Annotated in this window: 13 protein-coding genes; 4 read left to right on the top strand and 9 right to left on the bottom strand. The window is 66.1% G+C overall.

Annotated elements, in window-relative coordinates; all coding sequences use genetic code 11:
- Nucleotides 1–136 precede the first annotated feature (136 nt).
- The 3 genes from HT136_RS17135 to HT136_RS17125 form a co-directional block, all read right to left on the bottom strand.
- Nucleotides 137–2,413 (bottom strand): GH92 family glycosyl hydrolase, encoded by a 2,277-nt coding sequence (locus tag HT136_RS17135; protein ID WP_214201025.1) that lies wholly within the window; start codon nucleotides 2,411–2,413, stop codon nucleotides 137–139.
- Nucleotides 2,410–3,702, bottom strand: a complete 1,293-nt coding sequence (locus HT136_RS17130; RefSeq protein ID WP_246543814.1) for a phosphatidylinositol-specific phospholipase C1-like protein — start codon at nucleotides 3,700–3,702, stop codon at nucleotides 2,410–2,412. Before HT136_RS17130 ends, HT136_RS17135 begins: the two co-directional genes overlap by 4 nt.
- A gap of 119 nt (nucleotides 3,703–3,821) precedes the next feature.
- Nucleotides 3,822–6,308 carry a TonB-dependent receptor gene (locus tag HT136_RS17125; RefSeq protein WP_214201024.1) on the bottom strand — a complete coding sequence of 829 codons (2,487 nt, stop codon included), beginning with the start codon at nucleotides 6,306–6,308 and terminating at the stop codon, nucleotides 3,822–3,824.
- Between the two features lie 131 nt (nucleotides 6,309–6,439).
- Between HT136_RS17125 and HT136_RS17120 the strand changes: the two genes are divergently transcribed.
- A complete protein-coding gene (locus tag HT136_RS17120) occupies nucleotides 6,440–7,060 on the top strand; it encodes a TetR/AcrR family transcriptional regulator (RefSeq protein ID WP_214201023.1) in 621 nt (206 codons plus the stop codon).
- 306 nt (nucleotides 7,061–7,366) lie between these two features.
- Here the strand turns inward: HT136_RS17120 and HT136_RS17115 are convergent, their stop codons facing one another.
- From HT136_RS17115 to HT136_RS17105, 3 genes are all read right to left on the bottom strand, one after another.
- Nucleotides 7,367–7,756 carry a VOC family protein gene (locus HT136_RS17115; RefSeq protein WP_214201022.1) on the bottom strand — a complete coding sequence of 130 codons (390 nt, stop codon included), beginning with the start codon at nucleotides 7,754–7,756 and terminating at the stop codon, nucleotides 7,367–7,369.
- Nucleotides 7,757–7,942: 186 nt separating this feature from the next.
- A complete protein-coding gene (locus HT136_RS17110) occupies nucleotides 7,943–9,244 on the bottom strand; it encodes an oligosaccharide flippase family protein (protein WP_214201021.1) in 1,302 nt (433 codons plus the stop codon).
- A 76-nt stretch (nucleotides 9,245–9,320) separates the two neighbouring features.
- Entirely contained in the window at nucleotides 9,321–10,724 is a 1,404-nt protein-coding gene (locus HT136_RS17105; RefSeq protein WP_214201020.1) for a WecB/TagA/CpsF family glycosyltransferase, read from the bottom strand.
- A gap of 318 nt (nucleotides 10,725–11,042) precedes the next feature.
- On the opposite strand from HT136_RS17105, the gene HT136_RS17100 reads away from it, so the two are divergent.
- Genes HT136_RS17100 through HT136_RS17090 form a run of 3 tightly spaced genes read left to right on the top strand, consistent with a single transcriptional unit; the run spans nucleotide 11,043 to nucleotide 14,060 of the window.
- Nucleotides 11,043–11,963: a glycosyltransferase family 2 protein gene (locus HT136_RS17100; RefSeq protein WP_214201019.1), complete on the top strand. Its 921-nt coding sequence runs from the start codon at nucleotides 11,043–11,045 to the stop codon at nucleotides 11,961–11,963.
- Nucleotides 11,964–11,991: 28 nt separating this feature from the next.
- Nucleotides 11,992–12,993: a glycosyltransferase family 2 protein gene (locus HT136_RS17095; RefSeq protein WP_246543813.1), complete on the top strand. Its 1,002-nt coding sequence runs from the start codon at nucleotides 11,992–11,994 to the stop codon at nucleotides 12,991–12,993.
- Nucleotides 12,990–14,060, top strand: coding sequence for a glycosyltransferase family 4 protein (locus tag HT136_RS17090; protein WP_214201018.1), 1,071 nt, complete (start codon nucleotides 12,990–12,992; stop codon nucleotides 14,058–14,060). The genes HT136_RS17095 and HT136_RS17090 overlap by 4 nt, the downstream gene beginning before the upstream one ends.
- On the opposite strand, the gene HT136_RS17085 is transcribed toward HT136_RS17090, so the two are convergent.
- From HT136_RS17085 to HT136_RS17075, 3 genes are read right to left on the bottom strand one after another with little or no spacing between them, the layout of a single operon-like run.
- A complete protein-coding gene (locus HT136_RS17085) occupies nucleotides 14,048–15,337 on the bottom strand; it encodes an O-antigen ligase domain-containing protein (protein WP_214201017.1) in 1,290 nt (429 codons plus the stop codon). The genes HT136_RS17090 and HT136_RS17085 overlap by 13 nt on opposite strands.
- Nucleotides 15,292–16,710 carry a GumC domain-containing protein gene (locus tag HT136_RS17080; RefSeq protein ID WP_214201016.1) on the bottom strand — a complete coding sequence of 473 codons (1,419 nt, stop codon included), beginning with the start codon at nucleotides 16,708–16,710 and terminating at the stop codon, nucleotides 15,292–15,294. The genes HT136_RS17085 and HT136_RS17080 overlap by 46 nt, the downstream gene beginning before the upstream one ends.
- Nucleotides 16,710–17,804 carry a polysaccharide biosynthesis/export family protein gene (locus HT136_RS17075; protein WP_246543812.1) on the bottom strand — a complete coding sequence of 365 codons (1,095 nt, stop codon included), beginning with the start codon at nucleotides 17,802–17,804 and terminating at the stop codon, nucleotides 16,710–16,712. The genes HT136_RS17080 and HT136_RS17075 overlap by 1 nt, the downstream gene beginning before the upstream one ends.
- Nucleotides 17,805–18,045 lie beyond the last annotated feature (241 nt).

The following is an 18,045-nucleotide window of genomic DNA, read 5'->3' as shown; positions in this document are numbered from 1 at the left end:
CGATCCCGACAATCGCGCGCGTGCGAATGGCAGCTTTCGGGGCCGCAAAAACCGTGAACCGGACGGCGACAATTGACAGCGCCTTGCGGAACCCGAAACACATCGCGGCCTGCCAATGATCTAAGGTTCCTTTCGCCTATGGTGCTTCCGCCGGGCTGCATGGCTTGCCGGCGGGGGGCGGATCTGATCTGCCCCAGAGTGTGGGTTGCGCACTCATCTGCAACGTCAGCGTTGCCCCTTTGGCGATTTCCGCGTGCCGCAACCACGCACGGTCCAATGGGCGCCCATCAAGCTGCGCGGCGCCCACGTAAGGCGTGGTGCCATCGGGATCGAGGCCCTCGGCAACGATGGTCAGGGCGTGGCCGTTACCCAGGTCGATGCGGCTCCGTGTGAATACGGGCGAACCGATCAGATAGAGATCCTGCCCGGCCACGGGGTAAAACCCCAGCATCTGGAACGCGAGCCAACTGGACATTGCGCCTGAATCGTCATTTGCAGGCAGGCCGCCGCGCCCGTCGAAGAAGCCCTTCTCGCGGTAGTCGATCAGGTGCTGGACCGACAGATCGGGTCTGCCCGCCCAGTGGTAGAGCATCGGGATCAGGAAGCCGGGCTCGTTCGTCATGTCGAAGTGCAGATGGTCGAACAGGGTGTTGAGACGCGCGATGAAGGCTTCGCGGCCACCCGCCTTGGCAATCAGGCCAGGCACGTCCTGAGGGGCGTATAACGAATATGTCCAGATGTCGCCTTCATAGAGAAAGTCCGGCCAGGTGCCGCGCTTGACCAGATAGGGTTCGGCCCAGGAGCCATCGGGCCTGCGCGGGCGCAGGAAACCGGATATGCCCTCCTGCTTCAGGTTCGGGTCCCACAAGTTCGCCCAATTTCCCGACTGGGCGAGCGCAGCGCGGCCGATCCCGGCCTCGCCCAAGGCGCAGGCGAGGGTGGCCCTTGCGAAATCGTCATAGGCATATTCCACCGTGCGCGAACCGGCGCGGGGATAGTCGGAACTGATATAGCCCTTGGCGAGATAGTCCTGAAGACCGCCGCGCCCCACCTTCTCCTCCATGCCCGGCGGAGGCGGAATCGTGGCGTCCTTGACCATGCCTTCCAGCGCCGTCTTGTAGTCGATACGGTCCGGCCCAGCGAGACCAAGGCCCTTCACATAGGCATCGGCGATCATGACTTCGGCGTTGCTGCCGCCTTGTGTGCGGCCCGTGCTTTCGCCGCTGCGCCCATCCGGCAGCCTGCCCTCGTGCCGGTAGATGTCGACCAGCGAGCGCACGAGGTCGCGTTGGCGGGTCGGGGCGATCAAGGTCAGCAGCGGGCCGCTGGTGCGGAACGTGTCCCAGAGGGTGTAGTAATCATCGTAATGCGGCCCGCTCGATCGCCATTTCGGGTTCTCGCCCGTGTGGTCCGAGGGCATCAGCATCGTGTGATAGAGCGCGGTGTAGAACTGGCGTCGCTCGGCCGCCGTGCCGCCCTTCACCTCAACCGGTGCCAGCGCTGCACGCCATGCGTCTTCGGCGGCTGCACGAACGGTGTCGAAGGAACCCGATGCACCGGCATTGCGCCTAGCCTGTTCCACCGAGACGAACGAGATGCCAACCTTGACGTTCACCACCTGACCCGCCCGGCCCGCGTAATCGAGGCTGGCGCCGATCGGATGATCGCCTTCGACCTTGGCACGTGGCGCTCCTGCCATGGCGCCGCCGGTCCAGGTTCGCACGGACACGGCATCGCGATCGGCGATCAGCGCGAAATAGACCCGGTATTCATCGCCCATGTTCCAGCCACCGGCATAGCGGCCGAGGCCGTCGATCTCGTGTGCGGAAATGGCCTTGAGTTCTCCGCCCAGAAAGCGCTGGTCTTCCTTTCCGCCGCGCTGGTTCAGCACGCGGTCAAGCCGCAAGGTCACATGGGCCGACGCATTGCTCTCGAACGTATAGCGGTGCAGTCCGGCGCGGGCAGTCGCGATCAGTTCCGCGCGAACCTGCGGGCGCGTTAGGGTTGTCGCATAGTATCCAGCCCGGACGGTTTCGCGCATACGCGGGCTGGCGGTGGCGGCGGACTCCAGCGTTTCCAGATCGCCGCTTACGGGCATCACGCGGATATTGCCGTACTTGCCCGCCGCACCGGACAAGTGCGTATGGCTGAAGCCCAGAACACGCCCACTACGCAGATAGCCGTATTTGGAGGCGACACCGTCGAAGCTCTCCATGTCGGGACCAAGTTTGACCATCGCGAAGGGCACGGTCGCCCCGACGAAGCCATAACCCCACCAATCCGTACCGATACGCGGATCGACTTCATCCAACGGATCGGATGGGGCTGGTTGATCAGGAGCCGGTTGGAGAGGGGCCGCACCGACGAGGGTCAGCGCCATGGCCAGCAAGGCAGCACGTGCGCGCAGGTTCATTGCCGCGGCTCCGCCGCGCGCGGTGCGGGCCACAGGATCGGGGCGGCATCGGCCGCCGCCAGGTCGCTGGCGCTCGCTTCGTCAACCGGCAGACCGGCACAGCGATCCCCCGTGCGCAGGGTGTTGCATTGCGCCGCGACGTGGCCGGGCAGTCGCACTGAGAAGCCGCCCGCAAAGCGGGGATCGGCCCAGAGGTAATCGGTCGAGACCGCCTGCGCACCGCTGGCGAGCGCGGCGGCGCGATGGGCGACGTCGTTCGAGCGGGCCTGCCACGTATTGTCGTCGGCGCGGGTGCGCACGATGAAACCGGCCCTGACGTCCGCAGCGATGCGTGCCGCCTGAGCCACCGGATCGTTCAGAGTGAGATAGGCCGCTGCGGGTGAATTTTCGTCGGTGTTGACGAAAGCAACACGGCCTTCGAGCGACTTGCGCTTGCCGCGGTAGATCGCGACCTTTTCTTCGTGCTCGTCCAGCGCGAAATAGAATTTTCCGCGCGCATCACCCAGTTTCGGCCAGTTTCCGGCCAGAACGGCTTCGCGCAGGGTGGGATAGTGGCCCTGCACGTCGTCGGGCGTGACCAGCATCGAGGGAGGCAGTACCGCCCGGATCTCGGCATCGAAGGCGTCGAAAGCGGCTTCGTCGAAAGGGATCAGCGGCTCGCCGCCGGGAACGGCTTTTCCGTCCTTGGCGTTGACGAGGATCATGATCGGGGCGTGACCGGGGTGCACCTGGGACCAGGCCTTGATTTCGGAGAGGCAGCGAACGAACGTCACGCAGCTCGATCGGAAATCGAGGTCTGGCACATGCAGCACCTTGAAGCCGGGCCGTTCCATCAGCCGGATCCAGTCGGCGGGCATGGCGGTCCCGGTCTTGCTGGCAAGCATCGGATGGACATAACGTCCACCCTGCGGATCGTAGAGCACGTCGATCTCGAGCTGACGCGCCCCTGCGTCAAGTTCCGCGGTCAGCGACTTGTGCGCATAGTCCAGCGCCTGCGCGGCCTCCGGCGCAGCCTTGGCAAACAGCGCGTAGTCGGCAGCCGGAATAGCCTGCTTATAGCTGTTGTGCGTGCCGACCGTCGTCACGTCGTTCATCCTGAGGTTCTGGTCCATCCACGCCCGGGCGCACCCTTCCCCCGCCGCAGCGGCATCGGGCGCATCGATGTGGCAGGACGATGGGGGCTGCGATGCCGGATCACCGGCCAGCGCCGCGCTGGCGTGAAGGGCGGAGCCCGCCAGCAGCAGGCCAAGCGCAAGATTGCGGACGTCAGCACGGATCGATGGCAACATGGTACTACTCCGATAGAGGCATTGGTTGCCCTATGGCGCGACCCGAAGGGCAGAGACATGACGCGGCGATGACAGTGGCCCGGCCCTGCCGGTACGCCCTGTCATCGCCGCGCACGGCATCAGAAGCGGAAGCTGACCGATCCGCGCACACTGCGCCCGAAGATCGAGCGCGCGAGGTAGGTCGCATCGCCGGCCTCGTCGTTTTCGATGGCGCCCGCGCGCGGGTTGCCCTGCGTCAGGCCGATCGTGTTCGTCACGTTGTCGACATAGAGGTTGAACGAAAGGCGATCGGTCGCATCGAAGCGGGCGTAAAGGTCCAACGTCGTGTAGGCGGGCAGCTCGACCTGGTTGGCAACGTCGGAATAACGCTTCCCGTAGTAGGAAACGTCCGCTTCAAGTCGCAGCTTGTCCTGCAGGAAATTGAACCCCGGCGACACGCGGAACGAATTGTGCGGAACGCGGATCAGCATGTTGTCCGAATAGTCGACCTGCGTGCCGCTCGAATTGGTGTAGACGAACTTCGAGAAACGCGGGTCCCGCCAGGTGTACTGGCCGTGCAGGTCGAACCAGGAAACAGGCTTCCAGGTCGCTTCCAGCTCCACGCCCCAGGTATCGGTATCGCCGTAGACCGTCTGGCCGACATACTTTCCATCCACCAGCTTGTAATCGCTGATGGCATAGCTGTGATAGATCGAACGGAAGCCGGTCAGATAGGCGCTGAACCGGCGATGCGCGAACTTGAGGCCGGCCTCGGTGAAGTCCATCTTCTGGGTAACCGGATCGGCGTTGGCGTTCGAGATGAAGTCGCCCACGCTCGGCAGGCGAAACGCTGCGGTCTGGCGAGCGAACAGCCCGAAATCGCGGGTGAACTGATAGTTCGCGCCGATGGTCCAGCCCGTGTGATCGAAGCTGCGCTTGAACGGCGTGTAGACACCCGTGCCGACAAGGACGGAATCGTCGGCAACCGTGTCCGACTGCCCCAGATTGGTGCTGGTGCGCCCTTCCACGCGGCCATCGACGCTGACGTGCTCCCAGCGCACGCCGCCATCAAGGCGCAGCTTGTCGGTCACCTGCCATTCGTCGCTGCCGTAGATCGCGAAAGTGTCGGAAGTGCCCGAACCGTTCACATATTCCGCGCCGTAGCTCAGGACACCGTTTTCGGTGAGCGCGCTCATCGGGTTGCCAGCAGCGTCGAGCACATAGACGTCGAGCAGCCGCGCGTTGTCCCTGACGTCGCTCAGCGCGGTCGCCGAATTGGCATGGTATTCCTCGCTGACGTGGGCGAAATAGCCGCCCAGAGCGAAATCGTGCTTCTGGCCGAAGATATAGGCCGTCTTCTGGAAGCGTCCGTCGTTGACGAACTCCTTCTCGGGCAGGGTGAACGAGCGCACGAGATTGACGAGCACAAGGCTGTTGCCGTTGGCTCCCTGCATATCGACCACGGTGCCCGGATTGTCGGTATAGACATAGCCAACGCTCGAACCACCGTAAGCGGGGGCATAAGCGCTCAGCGCGGACAGCAGATCGCCCTGATCATAGACCGAATAGGGGGTCACCGAGTTGCGCTTGGTCCAGCTGTCGCGGTATCGCATGTTGTTCTGGAAGGTGAAGCCTTCGCCAAGGTTCAGCTTCACTTCGCCGGTCAACTGCGTCAGCTTGACCGTGGTGCCCACACCCGCATCGAAATCGGTGGTGGTGCCATCGGCATTGCGGAAGGTGAAGTAGCGCGAATCCGTGCCTGCAATCGTGTCGGTCAACGCATCGAAGCCCGGAACACCAGTGGGATTGCCGTCCTCGTCGCTGACGAAGGGCGTGACCTGCTGGTAGCCCACCTTCTGGTCGATCCGCTTCACCCCGACCATGATCGACCCCCAGTCGAAATCGCCATTGACGGTGCCGCGAATCTGGCCGCCCTTGTCCTGCGTATAGCCGGTGTGGCGCTGCCCATCCGAAAGCGTGTAGAACCCGCCGACCAGCCAGCGCCAAGGCGTGTCGCCGATCGGGCCGCCGATCCATCCGTCTGCGCGACCTGATCCGTAGCTGGCACCTTCGAGTTTCAGGAAACCGCCCAGTTCATCGCCACCTTTGCGGGTGATGAAATTCACCGTTGCACCCGGCGCGTTGGAGGCAAAGATCGAGGAAGGTCCACCCCGCACGACTTCGACGCGCTCCACAGTCGAGTCCATGCGAAAGGCCTGGTCGGCGTTGAGGAAGCCCAGGCCACCGTCGTGCTGGATCGTCAGGCCGTCTTCCTCAAGCGTGATGGTGGAATAGCCGTCGTTGGGAATGCCGCGCACGCGCACGTTGCCGCCCGTTTCGCCCGCGGAGCTTTCGATCCAGAAGCCGGGTACGTTCTTGAGCGCCTCACCAACGCCGCGCGGCGATTTCATCGCCAGCGTTTCCTCGTTGATCGTCGAGATCGCGTAGCTCGTCTCGACCTTGCGCTGCTCGGAATTGCCGGCGCGCCCCGTGACGACGATCTCATCGCCGCCGTTCGATGTTTCGGTTCGGGCTTGCGGAGCCGCGGATTGCGCGAGCGCCGGTTGCGCGGCAAGGGCTATCGCCAGAGCCGGGATTGCACAGGAAACGGATACGATGCGCGACATGACGTGAGCGACCTCTTTGGGTTACCCGATCGTGACCGGGCTTGGGAATGTCCGGCGCATATGATAGTGTTTGATATCGTTTTTATGACGGTGATTGCAGTTTGTGCCGCGTGGGCACGTCCGGGAGGGGCATGAGCGAATTTCGCAAGCCGCAGCAGCAGCGGTCGCAAAAGACATATGACGCCATGCTCGACGCAGCAGGAGAACTGCTCGGCGAGGTCGGCATCGAGCGCATTTCCAGCAATCTGGTTTGCGAAAGGGCGGGCGTGACTCCTCCCGCGTTCTACCGCTATTTCGATGACAAATACGGGCTGCTGATGGCTTTGACGGCGCGACTGATGGAAGTGCAGAACGCCGAATTCGAGCGCTGGCTGGAAAGCACCGAGGGCGTCGATGTCGATACGCTCGCCCGCATGACGGCGGAACTCGCGCTGGCGACCGCGCGAATTAGCGACACTCAGCCCGGTGCGGTCTGGATCCAGCGCGCCTGCCGCGCGGTACCGCGCCTCAGCGAAATTCGTTTGGCCTCGCACGATTTCGTGGCCCAGAAGATCACCGATCTCTATGTCCAGCGCTTGCCGCACGTTCCAAGGGAGCGAATTTTCCGGCGTGTGCGATTCGGCGTCGAGATCGGCTACGGCGCCGACGAGATGACACGCGAGACCGACCTTGGCCGAGACGCCATTTTCGAGGACATGGTCCACGTCTTCGTCGCGATGGCGCATTACGCCGATTACGCCCGCAGCGAATGATGGCGCTCGATCCTCCCATATCGAAACCTGCGCCCCCGACGATCGCGCGCAGTTGGAGCCACTGATCGTTACGCGTAAAGCCGCTGGGCACCCAGGGTGTTTCGCAGGCCAGATCTTGCCCGGACAGGAGCAGCGGCCGGCCCGGGACGCGGCTTTGCTTCGAAGACCTTATCGACCGGCATCGACAGCATCGGTCCGATCCGCTTTGCCTCTTCGCGGACCTGTGCGCCCGCCCCGTTGTCGCCGTTCAGCCCCTGATTTTGCATTCCCGGCTACGCAAGGTCGGCTACCCGTATTCCTACCTGCCTACGCGATACGCTCGAGGAAGCCCCAGCAGTACCCTTCGGGATCGGTGATCTGGAGTTCGCGCACGCCCCAGGGCCGGTCCATCTTGGCCGTCGGTGAAACGCCGGCGAGGCGCGCCTTGCGCTCCACGGCCTCGACGCTTTCCACGAAGACGCCGATCCAGTCGGAAACCCCGCGCAGGCTCTCGCGAGCCTGCGGCTTGTGGTCAAGCCAGACCTCGCATGCCCCGACGCGCAGCTCGACGTTACGGATCAGGCCCGTTTCATCCGGAAATTGGCGCAGCGTTTCGAAGCCCAGAACCCGCTCGAGCCAGGCCGCGAGCGCGGCCGCGTCGGTACAATAGAGGTAGGGAACGACAGTCTGGTATTGCGCAACCGCTTCGTCAGTCATCGCGATCTCCCTCCGGCCATTTCTCGCACGCGTCCAGCCAGTCACCTGTCAAACGCGGGCATGAAGCATCTTCGCCACTTCTATCAGGATCCGTCGCAAGGGTCGTGGGGCAAGTGGACCACATTGCTTGCGCTGCCCCGAAGGCGTTAGGCGAGGCAACGCCCCATCCCTGCCATCCTCGCGCTCTCAGGCCTTCGCCAGTTGCACGGCGGGCAGGGGTGCGTCACGCTTCAAGAGAATCGGGACCAGATTGCACACGGCGATCAGGATCGTCGCTGTGGCACCGCCCAGGACCATGCCCCATGCGGCGGCCTCGACCTGGCCACTCGCCGCCCCGAGCGCAAGGCCCCCCAAGGTCAGGGAACAGTTCAGCGCGCTGTTCGCAGCGTCGCGCTCCATGCGCCCTTCGGCCCGCAGAAAGCTTGATGTCACCTGGTTGAAGGCAAACGCCAGGCCCGCGATGCAAAGGATCGAGACCAGCGAACTGACGGGCGCCCAACGCATTCCGAAAACGAGCGGGACGTAATAGGGCGCAGCCAATGCCTGAACCAGGACGAGTGGCCCGAAAAGCAGGCCGGTACACACCAGCGCCCGGGTCAGTGCCACGCGGCGCTCGGTTCCGTGAGCGGCGCGGCTCAACGCCGGAAAGAGCACGCTGCCCAACGCACCGACAAGCGAACTGACAATGCCCAGCCCGGCGTTGTAGGCGAAGAAGTAGCTTCCCAGCACGCTCGTGCCGAGCATCGCCGCAACCAGCAGGTTGTCGCCCTGCGTCCGCAGCGCTGAGATCGCATCGGCCAGCAGCAGCGAACCCGAGGAGCGCAGCACCTGGCGCAAGGGCAGCGTGCCCGCACTGCGGTCGGGGCGCCAGGGGTGCGTGCGCACGGCAGCTGCAAGCCAGATCGGCGCGACCAGGATCTTGGGGATCACGATCGCCCACGGGCTTGGCCAGAGCAGCATCAGCACGAGCGTGAAGGCCTGGTCCGCGACCCCCTGGATGGCGTTGATCCCAGCGAGACGCGCGACCTTTCCCTCGCGCATGGCCAGGAAATAAGGCACGTGCCCCCGGGCCATGAACAAGTAGACGACACTCAGTGCGGCAAGCATGCCCCCCGCGACCGGGTTGTCGAAAAGGCTGGCAAGCACGACGGCAAGACCCAGTTGCAGGACGACGAGTGCCAGGCACCAGGCTTGGTAGATGGTCGAAACGGTGTTGCACACCGCCGCAAGTTCGCCTCGCGATGCGACGACGATCTGCTGCCCCGTCCCGACCCGTTCGAGCACTCGAACCAGTTCGAAGAGGCTCAGCGCGAGCGCCGCGGCGCCGACGATGTCAGGGGTCAGCTGGCGCGCGATGACGACAGTCGTGGCCAGCCGCACCACGCGGCCTACCAGTTCGGCGCTGCCATAAGCGGCCATGCCGCGGGCGAAAAAGCCGAAATGGCCGCCGGGGCGCAAGCGCACGATCGAGGAGAGGGCAATGGGCATATTCGTGCTCCGCAGCGGTCGAAAGAGGCGGCCTGCGCGCGGCTGGCCTCCTCTTTCAGGCAACGAACCTAACGGCTCAGTACGCACCCCGGGCCCGCAGGACGGCGGGAATGGTGCGGGTCAGAAGGGCCATGTCGAACGCCATCGAACTGCGGCCCAGATAGTCGATGTCCATGCGCACCTGTTCCTCGAACGGGATCTCGGCGCGGCCCGCGGTCTGCCAGATGCAGGTGAGCCCCGGTCGGCCGCCCAGCCGCTTCCACGCATCGCCTTCGTAGCGCGCGACTTCTTCGGGCAAGGCGGGACGCGGCCCGACCAGCGCCATCTCGCCGCGCAGGACGTTGAAGAGCTGGGGCAATTCGTCGATCGAGGTCCGTCGGATGAAGGCGCCGACCCGGGTTATGCGCGGATCGCGGCGCGCCTTGAAGCAGATCGAATCGCGTTCGTTGAGCGCCCCCATCCCCGCGCGCATCGCATGGGCACCGGTAACCATCGAACGGAACTTCCACATGACGAACGGACGTCCGTTCTCGCCGATCCGGACCTGCCGGAAGAACACCCCGCCGCGCGATTCCAACGCGATGGCGGCGGCGATGACCAGCATCAAGGGAAGCACGAAGGCGAGGACGAGCAAGCACAGGACCAGATCGAGCCCGCGCTTGGCCGAGCTGGCATTCCAGCCGCCCCCCAGGTTCGACGAGGCCAGGACCAGCGCGCGCGCCATGAAGGTGAAATTGCCCACCAGGTAGCGCTGTGCGAGACGGCGCGGCTCCATCATCAGGCGCCAGGCCCATTCGCAGCCGATCGTGCGAAACAGCTGCGGCGCGCGCGGGATGCGGCCCGAATAATAGTCGAACAGACCACCAACGCCCAGCACGACCGGCGCGTCGAGAGTGTCGGCATGGGCCGCGATCCACTTCTCCTGGAGCGGGACGCCCATCCCGACGAAAACCATGCGCGCGCCCGTGGCGTTGATCCCGGCGAGAACCTCGCCGGTTTGCGCAGGGGTGAAGTAGCCATCGCGGGCACCGGCGACGACGAGGCCGGGGTAGCGCTCCTGCATGGCCTGCGCGGTTGCCTCGGCGATGCCCGGACGTCCGCCGAGCAGATAGATGGGGATGCCGTTCCGTGCCGCGCGGGCGCAGAGTTCGGGAAACAGGTCGGTGCCGTTGAGGTTCTCGCCGAGCGGCTGGTGCGCCATGCGGGCGGCAAGGCTGATACCCGATCCGTCGGGCAGGAGCAGGTCGGACCCGTTGAGGATGGTGCGATAAGCCTCGTCCCCTGCCGCCAGGTTAACGCAGTGCGCGTTGAGGAAGTTGACCTTCAGGCGCTGGTGGTTCGCCGCCGCCTCGACCAGCAGGTCGGCCATCTCGCTGCGCGTTGCACGCACGAGGTTGAAGCCGAACAGGCGGGTGGTGCGAAGCTCGGGGAAACGCGCGTTGTACGAGCGGGCGAAATGGTCGGCGGCAGGCATGTACATGGGAAAAACCTCGGCATTTCTTGCGTGGATGACCAAGGTTCAGCACGAGCTGTGCCAGTAATGTTCTGTTATTGCTTTTAAACGAAATTAAGTTTTTCGAAAGCATGATGGAAAACCAACTCTTCTCGCTCTGCAATTGCCTTTCGCAATTTGCAGAGCGCCCCCGCGAAACAGCGCGTCACTTTGCGAAACGACCTCATGTCGATCACATCAGCCATCTGTAAAATAGCCATAAATCGCATTTGGCACGGCCCTTGAACAGGGACGGGTATCGGCGCCGCAGCGATGTGACGCCCGCATCCACAAGGAACCCGTCCGATGCCCCAGCCCGTCTTTTCCGTGATCATCCCCTGCTACGAATGCGAGGCCACGCTGAGCAAGGCCGTGCGCAGCGTGCTTGCGCAGAGCTTCGCCGACTTCGAGGTCCTGCTGCTCGACGACGGATCGCGCGACTGCACGCGCGCCGTCGCCGAAGCCTTTGCCGCCCGAGATCCGCGCGTGCGGGTCCTCTCGCACGCCAACCGCGGCGTCGCGGCAACCCGCAACCGCGGCATCGCCGAGGCGCGCGGCGCGTTGATCGCCTTCCTCGACGCCGACGACTGGTGGGAACCGGCCAAGCTGGACGTGCACCTCGAACGGCACGAGGCAGACCCCGACCTCGACGCCTCGTTCGCGCGCATCGCCTTCGTTCCCGACACGCCCGGAGGGCGCACCACGCTTTCGCAAGTGCCCGCCGGACGCCTTTCCACGCGCCACATCCTGGGCGAAAACCCCGTCTGCACGATGTCGAACTTGGTCGTTCGAGCCGACTGCTTCTCGGTCTTCGACGGCTTCGAAGAGACCATGAGCCACGCCGAGGATCAGGAATGGCTGGTCCGGCTGCTGGCTGGCGGTGGCCGCATCGCAGGGCTGAACCGCCTGCTGGTCCACTACCGCACCAGCGAAAGCGGCCTCTCCTCGCAGCTTTCGCGCATGCACGCCGGTTGGCGCTCCTTCGCCTATGCCTACGCCCCGCAGCGCGAAGTGCGCCGCTACGAAGCGCTCTATTGCCGCTATCTCGCGCGCCGCGCGCTGCGCCTGCCCGGCTGGGCGGCCCCGGCGCTCGGCTACACGCTGCGCGGCCTTGCCCTCGATGCCGCCGCGTTCCTGTCCGATCCGCGCCGGGGCCTCGCCACCGCGCTGTTCTCCGCGCTCGCCCCGCTGATGCCCTCCCGGCTGCGCCGCCGCATCTTCGCCTGATCCCCGAATACGTCCCGGAGTTTCCACCATGACCCAAGCACCCGTTCCCCTGATCTCGGTCATCATGCCGGTCTACAACGTCGAGGCCTACGTCGCCGAGGCCATCCAGTCCGTCCTCGACCAGACCTTCACCGATTTCGAGCTCATCGTGGTCGACGATGGCTCGCGCGATGCAAGCCTGGCGATCTGCCTCGGCTTCGACGACCCGCGCATCCGCATCGTCAGCCAGGCTAACCGGGGCCTTGCCGGAGCCCGCAACACCGGCATCGCCGAAGCGCGTGGCAGCCTGATCGCGCTGCTCGATTCCGACGATCGCTGGCACCCCACCAAGCTCATGCTCCACGCCATCCACCTGGGCGCCGACACGCGGGTCGACGTCAGCTACTCGGGCTCGCGGCTGATCGACGAGCAGGGCAAGCCGCTCAAGATCGCGATGCGACCCAAGCTGGAAGGGGTGTCGCCCGCCGACATCCTCATGCGCAATCCCGTCGGCAACGGCTCGGCCCCGGTCATCCGCCGCAGCGCGCTCGACCTTGCGGTCTTCCCCCACCCCAGCGACCCCACGCGCCTGTGCTGGTTCGACGAGAGCTTCCGCCAGTCCGAGGACATCGAGATGTGGCTTCGCCTCGCCCTGCGCCACGACTGCCGCTTCGAGGGCATCGAGGGTCTGCTGGTCGACTACCGGATCATCGGTGGCGGGCTCTCTGCGCGCATTCCCCAGCAGTACGAGGCCTGGTCGCGTGCGATGGAAGGCCTCATGCGCGATGCCCCCGCCTACATGGCGCGCTACCTGCCCAAGGCCAAGGCGTTCCAGCTGCGCTACCTCGCGCGCCGCGCGGTGCAACTGGGCGACGGCGCCTTTGCCCTCGCCTTGCTGCGCGAAGCCTTGCGTTCGAGCCCCGCGATCGCCCTGCGAGAACCGGGCAAGACCTTCCAGACCCTGGCGGGAGCGCTCGTCGCACGCCTCCTGCCGCCAACTTTCGCGCGCCGTCTCAGCGCCGCCTACACCGGACAGGGAGCCAAGGCATGACCCGTACCAACACCACGCCGCTTCGCACCGTGCACCTTCTCGACGACGTCAACCTGGGCGGCGTCACGCGGGGGCTGGCGGTGTTCGAGATCCCCAGCCTTGCCGCGCGCATGGAGAACCGGGTGGTCGAGGTCGATCCCGCCAGCCCGCTCGCCCCCTGCCTCGACGCGGACCTCATCCTGGTTCACTTTCCCCCGCGCTGGCGCGCGCTGCCCTATCTGGCGATGCTGCGCCTGCGCAACCCGGGCGCGCGGATCATCCAGGTCGAGCACAGCTACACCCGCGCCTGGGCCGCGCGCCACGTCGGCAAGCCGGGACGCTTCCGCGCGCTGCTGCGGCTGTGGTGCGAGGCCTGCGACGAGATCGTCTGCGTCTCGCAGGGACAGGGACGCTGGCTCCAGGAGGCCGCGGGGCTCGAACTTCCGCCCACGGTGATCTACCCCTGGGGCGGCGACCATGGCCTCTACGCGGTGGAGCCCGCCCGCCCGCGCGCGCAGGGCCCGCTGCGCCTGGGCGCCTATGGCCGCTTCGCCGAGCAGAAGGGCTTCGACCTCCTGCTCGAGGCCATGCACCTTCTCGCGCACGACCACTACACGCTCGACCTCGGCGGCTTCGGGCCCGACGAGGCGATGCTGCGCGAGCGGGCGCAAGGATTGGACAACGTGCGCTTCACCGGCAAGGTCACCGACTTGCCCGCGTTCATGGCCGATCTCGACGTCCTCGTCATTCCCTCGCGCTGGGAGGCGTTCGGACAGGTCGGTGCCGAGTGCAAGATGGCGGGGCGCGCGACGCTGTTCTCCGACGTCGATGGCCTCCCCGAACAGGCGCCCGATCCCGCCTGGATCGTCGACTGCTCGAGCCCCGAGACGATCGCGCTCGCCATCGCCGCGATCGACCCGCTCGAGGTGGGGGCCGCCGGAGCGCTCAACCGCACCGACATGCACGGCGCCCGGCAGGCGCGGATCGATGGCTGGAGCGCGGTGCTCGACCGCGGCGAGACGCATCGCCTGCGCCTTGGTGCCCGGCCGCGCCGCGTCCCCTTCCGGCTGGCGGGTCAGCCGGCCTGATCCGCAACGGGCGCGCGAGCCAGGGCTCGTGCGCCCGTTCCGATCAGCACCAGGCATGGCCAGACCAGGTAGGCGAGGACCTCGAGGTTCTCGCCGAAACTGTAGAAGCACAAGGTCAGGACCATCGCGAAGCCGGTGCGGCCGGCCGGGGAGCGCAGCGCCGCCCGGCCCAGCGCCAGCAGCGACACCACCAGCGGCACGGCCAGGCACAGCGGCCCGACGAGCCCTTTGACGAACAGCAGGCCGTACCAGCTGTGGTGGCTGCCGATCGGCATGAATTCGACCATGTGCGGTCCGCGCTCGACCACGCCGTGACCGAACCAGAAGGCCTCGTTCTGCCAACGCTCGACCGCGATCCGGCCGAGCGCGGCGCGCACCCGCGAGGAATCCGCGCGCGCGCCCTTGAAGTCGTCGATGGCCTTGTCGACGAAGGCCGCGATCGTGGTCCCCAGCAAGCCGCCGAAAAGCACCACCGGCGCGCCCAGGAACCAGATGAGAGGACGGTTGAGGCGGCTCACCGCGATCGCCACAGGCCACAGGACAGCCGTGGCCAGGATCGCCATGCGCGAGGAGGACAGCAGCGCGATCAGCACGTTGGCGCTGAGGCCCGTGAGCTTCCAGCCCCAGTGCTTCTCCTGGAGCGCGCAGATCATGTGGATCACCGCGACCATCCCGGCGGCGGGCGCCCAGGGGGCGTAGAACTGCCAGCGCGAGGCGCCGTTCTCGGGATCGACAATGTAGAGCATGACCGCAAAGAATTCCGGGCCCGAACCGCCGACGACCTGCAACGGAGAGACATAGAGCAGGCTCGGCAGGCCGACCAGCGGCGCGGCAAGCAGCAGCGGCAGCAGGCACAGCGTCTGCAGGCCGAGCTGGCACACCGCGCGGAAGATCGCCTGGGGCCGGATCGGAAGCACCGCGCCGGCGAACGGATAGAGCGCCAGCAGCGCCCAGCCCTTGGCCCAGCCTACCGAGGACTTGATCGTCTGGCCAAGCCCCAGGGCGTTTTCGAGATGCCCGGCGAGGAGCGCGATCTCCATGCCGCCCATCGCGACCAGCCAGACGGTAATCACGAGCGGCATCGGGCCGGGCCGCTGGTCGCGCGGGCGGGCCGGCGCGGTGTAGAGCCGCCAGCACGCCATGAGCGCGAGAATCCAGCCCAGCGCCGAGCCGGTGACATAGAGCGCCCCTGTCAGGTAGAAGATCCAGGTTCCCTGGATCGCCCGAATGATCAGAGTTTCTGCAGGATGAACTGGATGATGGGCTGCCGGATCCATGCCAGACCGAAACCGATGAGAACGAGAAGCGAGGCGGCCACCGCGCCTGCCAGCGCGAGGACGAGCGAAGGCGAGGTGCGGCCGACCGGCAGCGAGGGCGCCTGGAGCGTCTGCACGAGCGGGTAGGAGGCGAAGGGATCGGCGCGGTTGGTGTCGAGCCGGGCGAGAGCGGAGGAAAACACCGCATCGGCGACCTTGAGATCGCGGTCGAGATCGGCAAGCCGCGAGGCGTCCTCGACCATGCGCCCGGTCTCGCGGTTCTGCGCCGCGATCTGGCGGGCGATCTCGCGCGAGGCCGCCCTCGCCCCGCTGGCCTGGCTGTCGGTGCTCACGAGCGCCTGGTAGAGCGCGGCGCGCCCGTCGCTTACGGCCAAGTCGACGAAGCGCAGGATGCGCTGCGGCGCCAGGCCGCTGAGGTCCGCGCCGCGCCGGGCAAGGTCGCCACGCAGCGACGCGGCCTGCGCGTCCAGCGTGCTGACCAGCGCGTGGCGCTCGCCCAGCGTCGCCTGCTTCTCGGCAAGGCCGCTGCGGATCTGCGCATAGCGCCCGAGCAGCGTCTGGAATTCGGGGTCGGCCTTGAGCAGCATGGCGATGCGCGCACCATCGACGTTGGAGCCGAGCGAGCGGGCCAGACGCCGGGTCTGCGCGTCCTCGCGCTCGAGGTCGGTGAGCGATTCGCGGTAGCGCGCCCGCAGCGCGTCGAGATCGGCCATGCGCGCGCGGAACTGGTCGACCGAGACGAGGCCACTCCTGCCCTGAAAGTCGAGCAGGCGCTGCTGCGCCTCGTGGGCCTTGCGCTGGAGCCGCGCGATCTCTTCGCGGTCGGCATCGCCGCGCTTGTCGGCCTCGTCGGCACGCAAGTCATCGAGCCTCTGGAGGAACGCGGCGTGGAGCGCTTCCAGCTTGGCCTTCGCGTCGTGGGGCGAAGTGCCCTTGACCGAAACCTCGATCAGGTTGGTCTGGTCGGTGAGGCGCACGTCGGGCGCGGGATAGGCCTCGGGCGCGATGCGCAGCCGCGTGGCCGCGCCAAAAAGCGTGCCGTCGCCCATCAGGAGCCGCTTGTAGTTCTCGGTCGGACTGAGCGTGGAACTGGAAAAGGCCGAGGACGTCAGCGAGGAGGCCTGCCCGATCTCGTTGACGGTCAGGCTCCCGCCCACGCCGCTGCCCGGCAGGATCAGCGTCATCTTGCTGGTGAAGCGATCGGGCGCGAGCAGGAGGTAGGCCAGCGCCAGGCCCCAGATCAGCGCCAGCGGCAAAGCCAGGCTGACGATGTAGCGCCGATAGCGCCCCACCGCGGGCAATCCGTCGCGCAAGACCCACCAGGCGCGGACCAGGCGACGCGGTTCGGCCGTCTCGATCGCCTCGTGCCGCATCAGTTGCTGGCCCCCTCGAGGATGATCGTGGTAGCCGCCACGCCCGCCACATTGCCCAGCAGCGAGACAACGTCCTGCACGTTGGAGAGGCCGCTGTCGTAGCACGCCAACGCATCGCCCGGCATCAGGTAGGGGTCGCGCGCGTCCCGGTCCGCGCCGCGCACCAGGTCCTCGATGTTGCGCTGGATGGCGATGCTCTGGCCGTTCATGGGATTGCGCGAAATGAGCACCGCGCGCCGGTTCTTGTTCATCGCCGAACCGCCCACGCAGTTCATGTCGACCAGCCCTTGCAGAAAGCGCGTGCCATAGGGCAGACTCGTCGTCTCCTTGCCGATTGCCGAGGACGCGTTACTTGCCGCCGGACGGGTGAGATTGGACATGTAGACGCGGATGCCCGGCGCGGTCACCGCGCTCGGTCGTACCAGGCGCGCATCGAAGCACCCGGTGCTGGGCACGAAGATCCGATCGCCCGCCTGGACGATCACGTCGCGCGCCTCGCCCCCGGTCAGGAGGCCGAGCAAGTCGATGCGTGTCCACTGCGCGCCGCGCACGAGGTAGATCCGGGAGACGTCGGCATCGGGTCGCAGCCCGCCGGCTGCCCGCAACGCACCGGCAAGCGTGCGCATCGGGTTCTCGTCGCCGCTCGGATTGCCCTGCCCGCGCGCGGCCAGCGCCTCGGCCGAGCGTTCGCCTGCACGGACGCGGCCGGGATCGAACACCGCGCCGCCCACCTGCACCCAGACCCCCGCGCTTTCGTCCAGGCGAAGGTCGAGGAACGTGCGCTCGCCGCGCACCATCGCGCGTTGGCGCAAGGCCGCGAAGACAGCGTTGCCCGCTGCCATCTCGTCAAGACCCTGCACGGGCACGCGCCCCGTTCCGGGCAGGACGATCGAACCATCCGGGCCGACGACGTACAAACCCGTCACGAGGCCATCGTCACCCGCCAGCGTGAGGCGCACCCGATCCCCCGGGCCAAGCGCGAAACCGGACGCGCGCGCAAGCGCCGAATCCATCGCCTTGCCTGCGAGCAACTGTTCGGGCGGCTCGCCGGCCCGGCACGAAGCAAGCGTTTGCAGGGGATATTGCTGGGTCATCCAGGTCGCGGAGGCGGCATTTTCGGGCGGGCTCCCGGTCGCGCACGCGCAAAGCGCGCTGCCAAGTACGATAATTATTGCATAACGTATTGTAAAATATCCCATTATGCACCCTGAATAAATCGAGTCGCAGCCGCCTTTAAATGCTTTGCAAAGCGCGCTTTCGAATCACTTTTTGCGGATGATTTTAAGTATAAATCTCTAGTATTTTTAAAATATTAACCCTTGCTGCCGATTCTCG

The organism is Novosphingobium profundi, from assembly GCF_018491765.1.
Taxonomy (GTDB): Bacteria; Pseudomonadota; Alphaproteobacteria; order Sphingomonadales; family Sphingomonadaceae; genus Novosphingobium; species Novosphingobium profundi.
Note: the sequence above shows the minus strand (reverse complement) of the source record. Positions and strands in the feature narration are given on the sequence as shown.

Excerpts from the sequence above, each read along its gene's own strand:
- HT136_RS17105 (WP_214201020.1), bottom strand. The coding sequence starts at position 10,724 with ATGTACATGCCTGCCGCCGACCATTTCGCCCGCTCGTACAACGCGCGT.
- HT136_RS17115 (WP_214201022.1), bottom strand. The coding sequence starts at position 7,756 with ATGACTGACGAAGCGGTTGCGCAATACCAGACTGTCGTTCCCTACCTC.
- HT136_RS17095 (WP_246543813.1), top strand. The coding sequence starts at position 11,992 with ATGACCCAAGCACCCGTTCCCCTGATCTCGGTCATCATGCCGGTCTAC.
- HT136_RS17110 (WP_214201021.1), bottom strand. The coding sequence starts at position 9,244 with ATGCCCATTGCCCTCTCCTCGATCGTGCGCTTGCGCCCCGGCGGCCAT.
- HT136_RS17120 (WP_214201023.1), top strand. The coding sequence starts at position 6,440 with ATGAGCGAATTTCGCAAGCCGCAGCAGCAGCGGTCGCAAAAGACATAT.
- HT136_RS17080 (WP_214201016.1), bottom strand. The coding sequence starts at position 16,710 with ATGCGGCACGAGGCGATCGAGACGGCCGAACCGCGTCGCCTGGTCCGC.
- HT136_RS17075 (WP_246543812.1), bottom strand. The coding sequence starts at position 17,804 with ATGACCCAGCAATATCCCCTGCAAACGCTTGCTTCGTGCCGGGCCGGC.
- HT136_RS17135 (WP_214201025.1), bottom strand. The coding sequence starts at position 2,413 with ATGAACCTGCGCGCACGTGCTGCCTTGCTGGCCATGGCGCTGACCCTC.
- HT136_RS17130 (WP_246543814.1), bottom strand. The coding sequence starts at position 3,702 with ATGTTGCCATCGATCCGTGCTGACGTCCGCAATCTTGCGCTTGGCCTG.
- HT136_RS17125 (WP_214201024.1), bottom strand. The coding sequence starts at position 6,308 with ATGTCGCGCATCGTATCCGTTTCCTGTGCAATCCCGGCTCTGGCGATA.
- HT136_RS17090 (WP_214201018.1), top strand. The coding sequence starts at position 12,990 with ATGACCCGTACCAACACCACGCCGCTTCGCACCGTGCACCTTCTCGAC.
- HT136_RS17085 (WP_214201017.1), bottom strand. The coding sequence starts at position 15,337 with ATGGATCCGGCAGCCCATCATCCAGTTCATCCTGCAGAAACTCTGATC.
- HT136_RS17100 (WP_214201019.1), top strand. The coding sequence starts at position 11,043 with ATGCCCCAGCCCGTCTTTTCCGTGATCATCCCCTGCTACGAATGCGAG.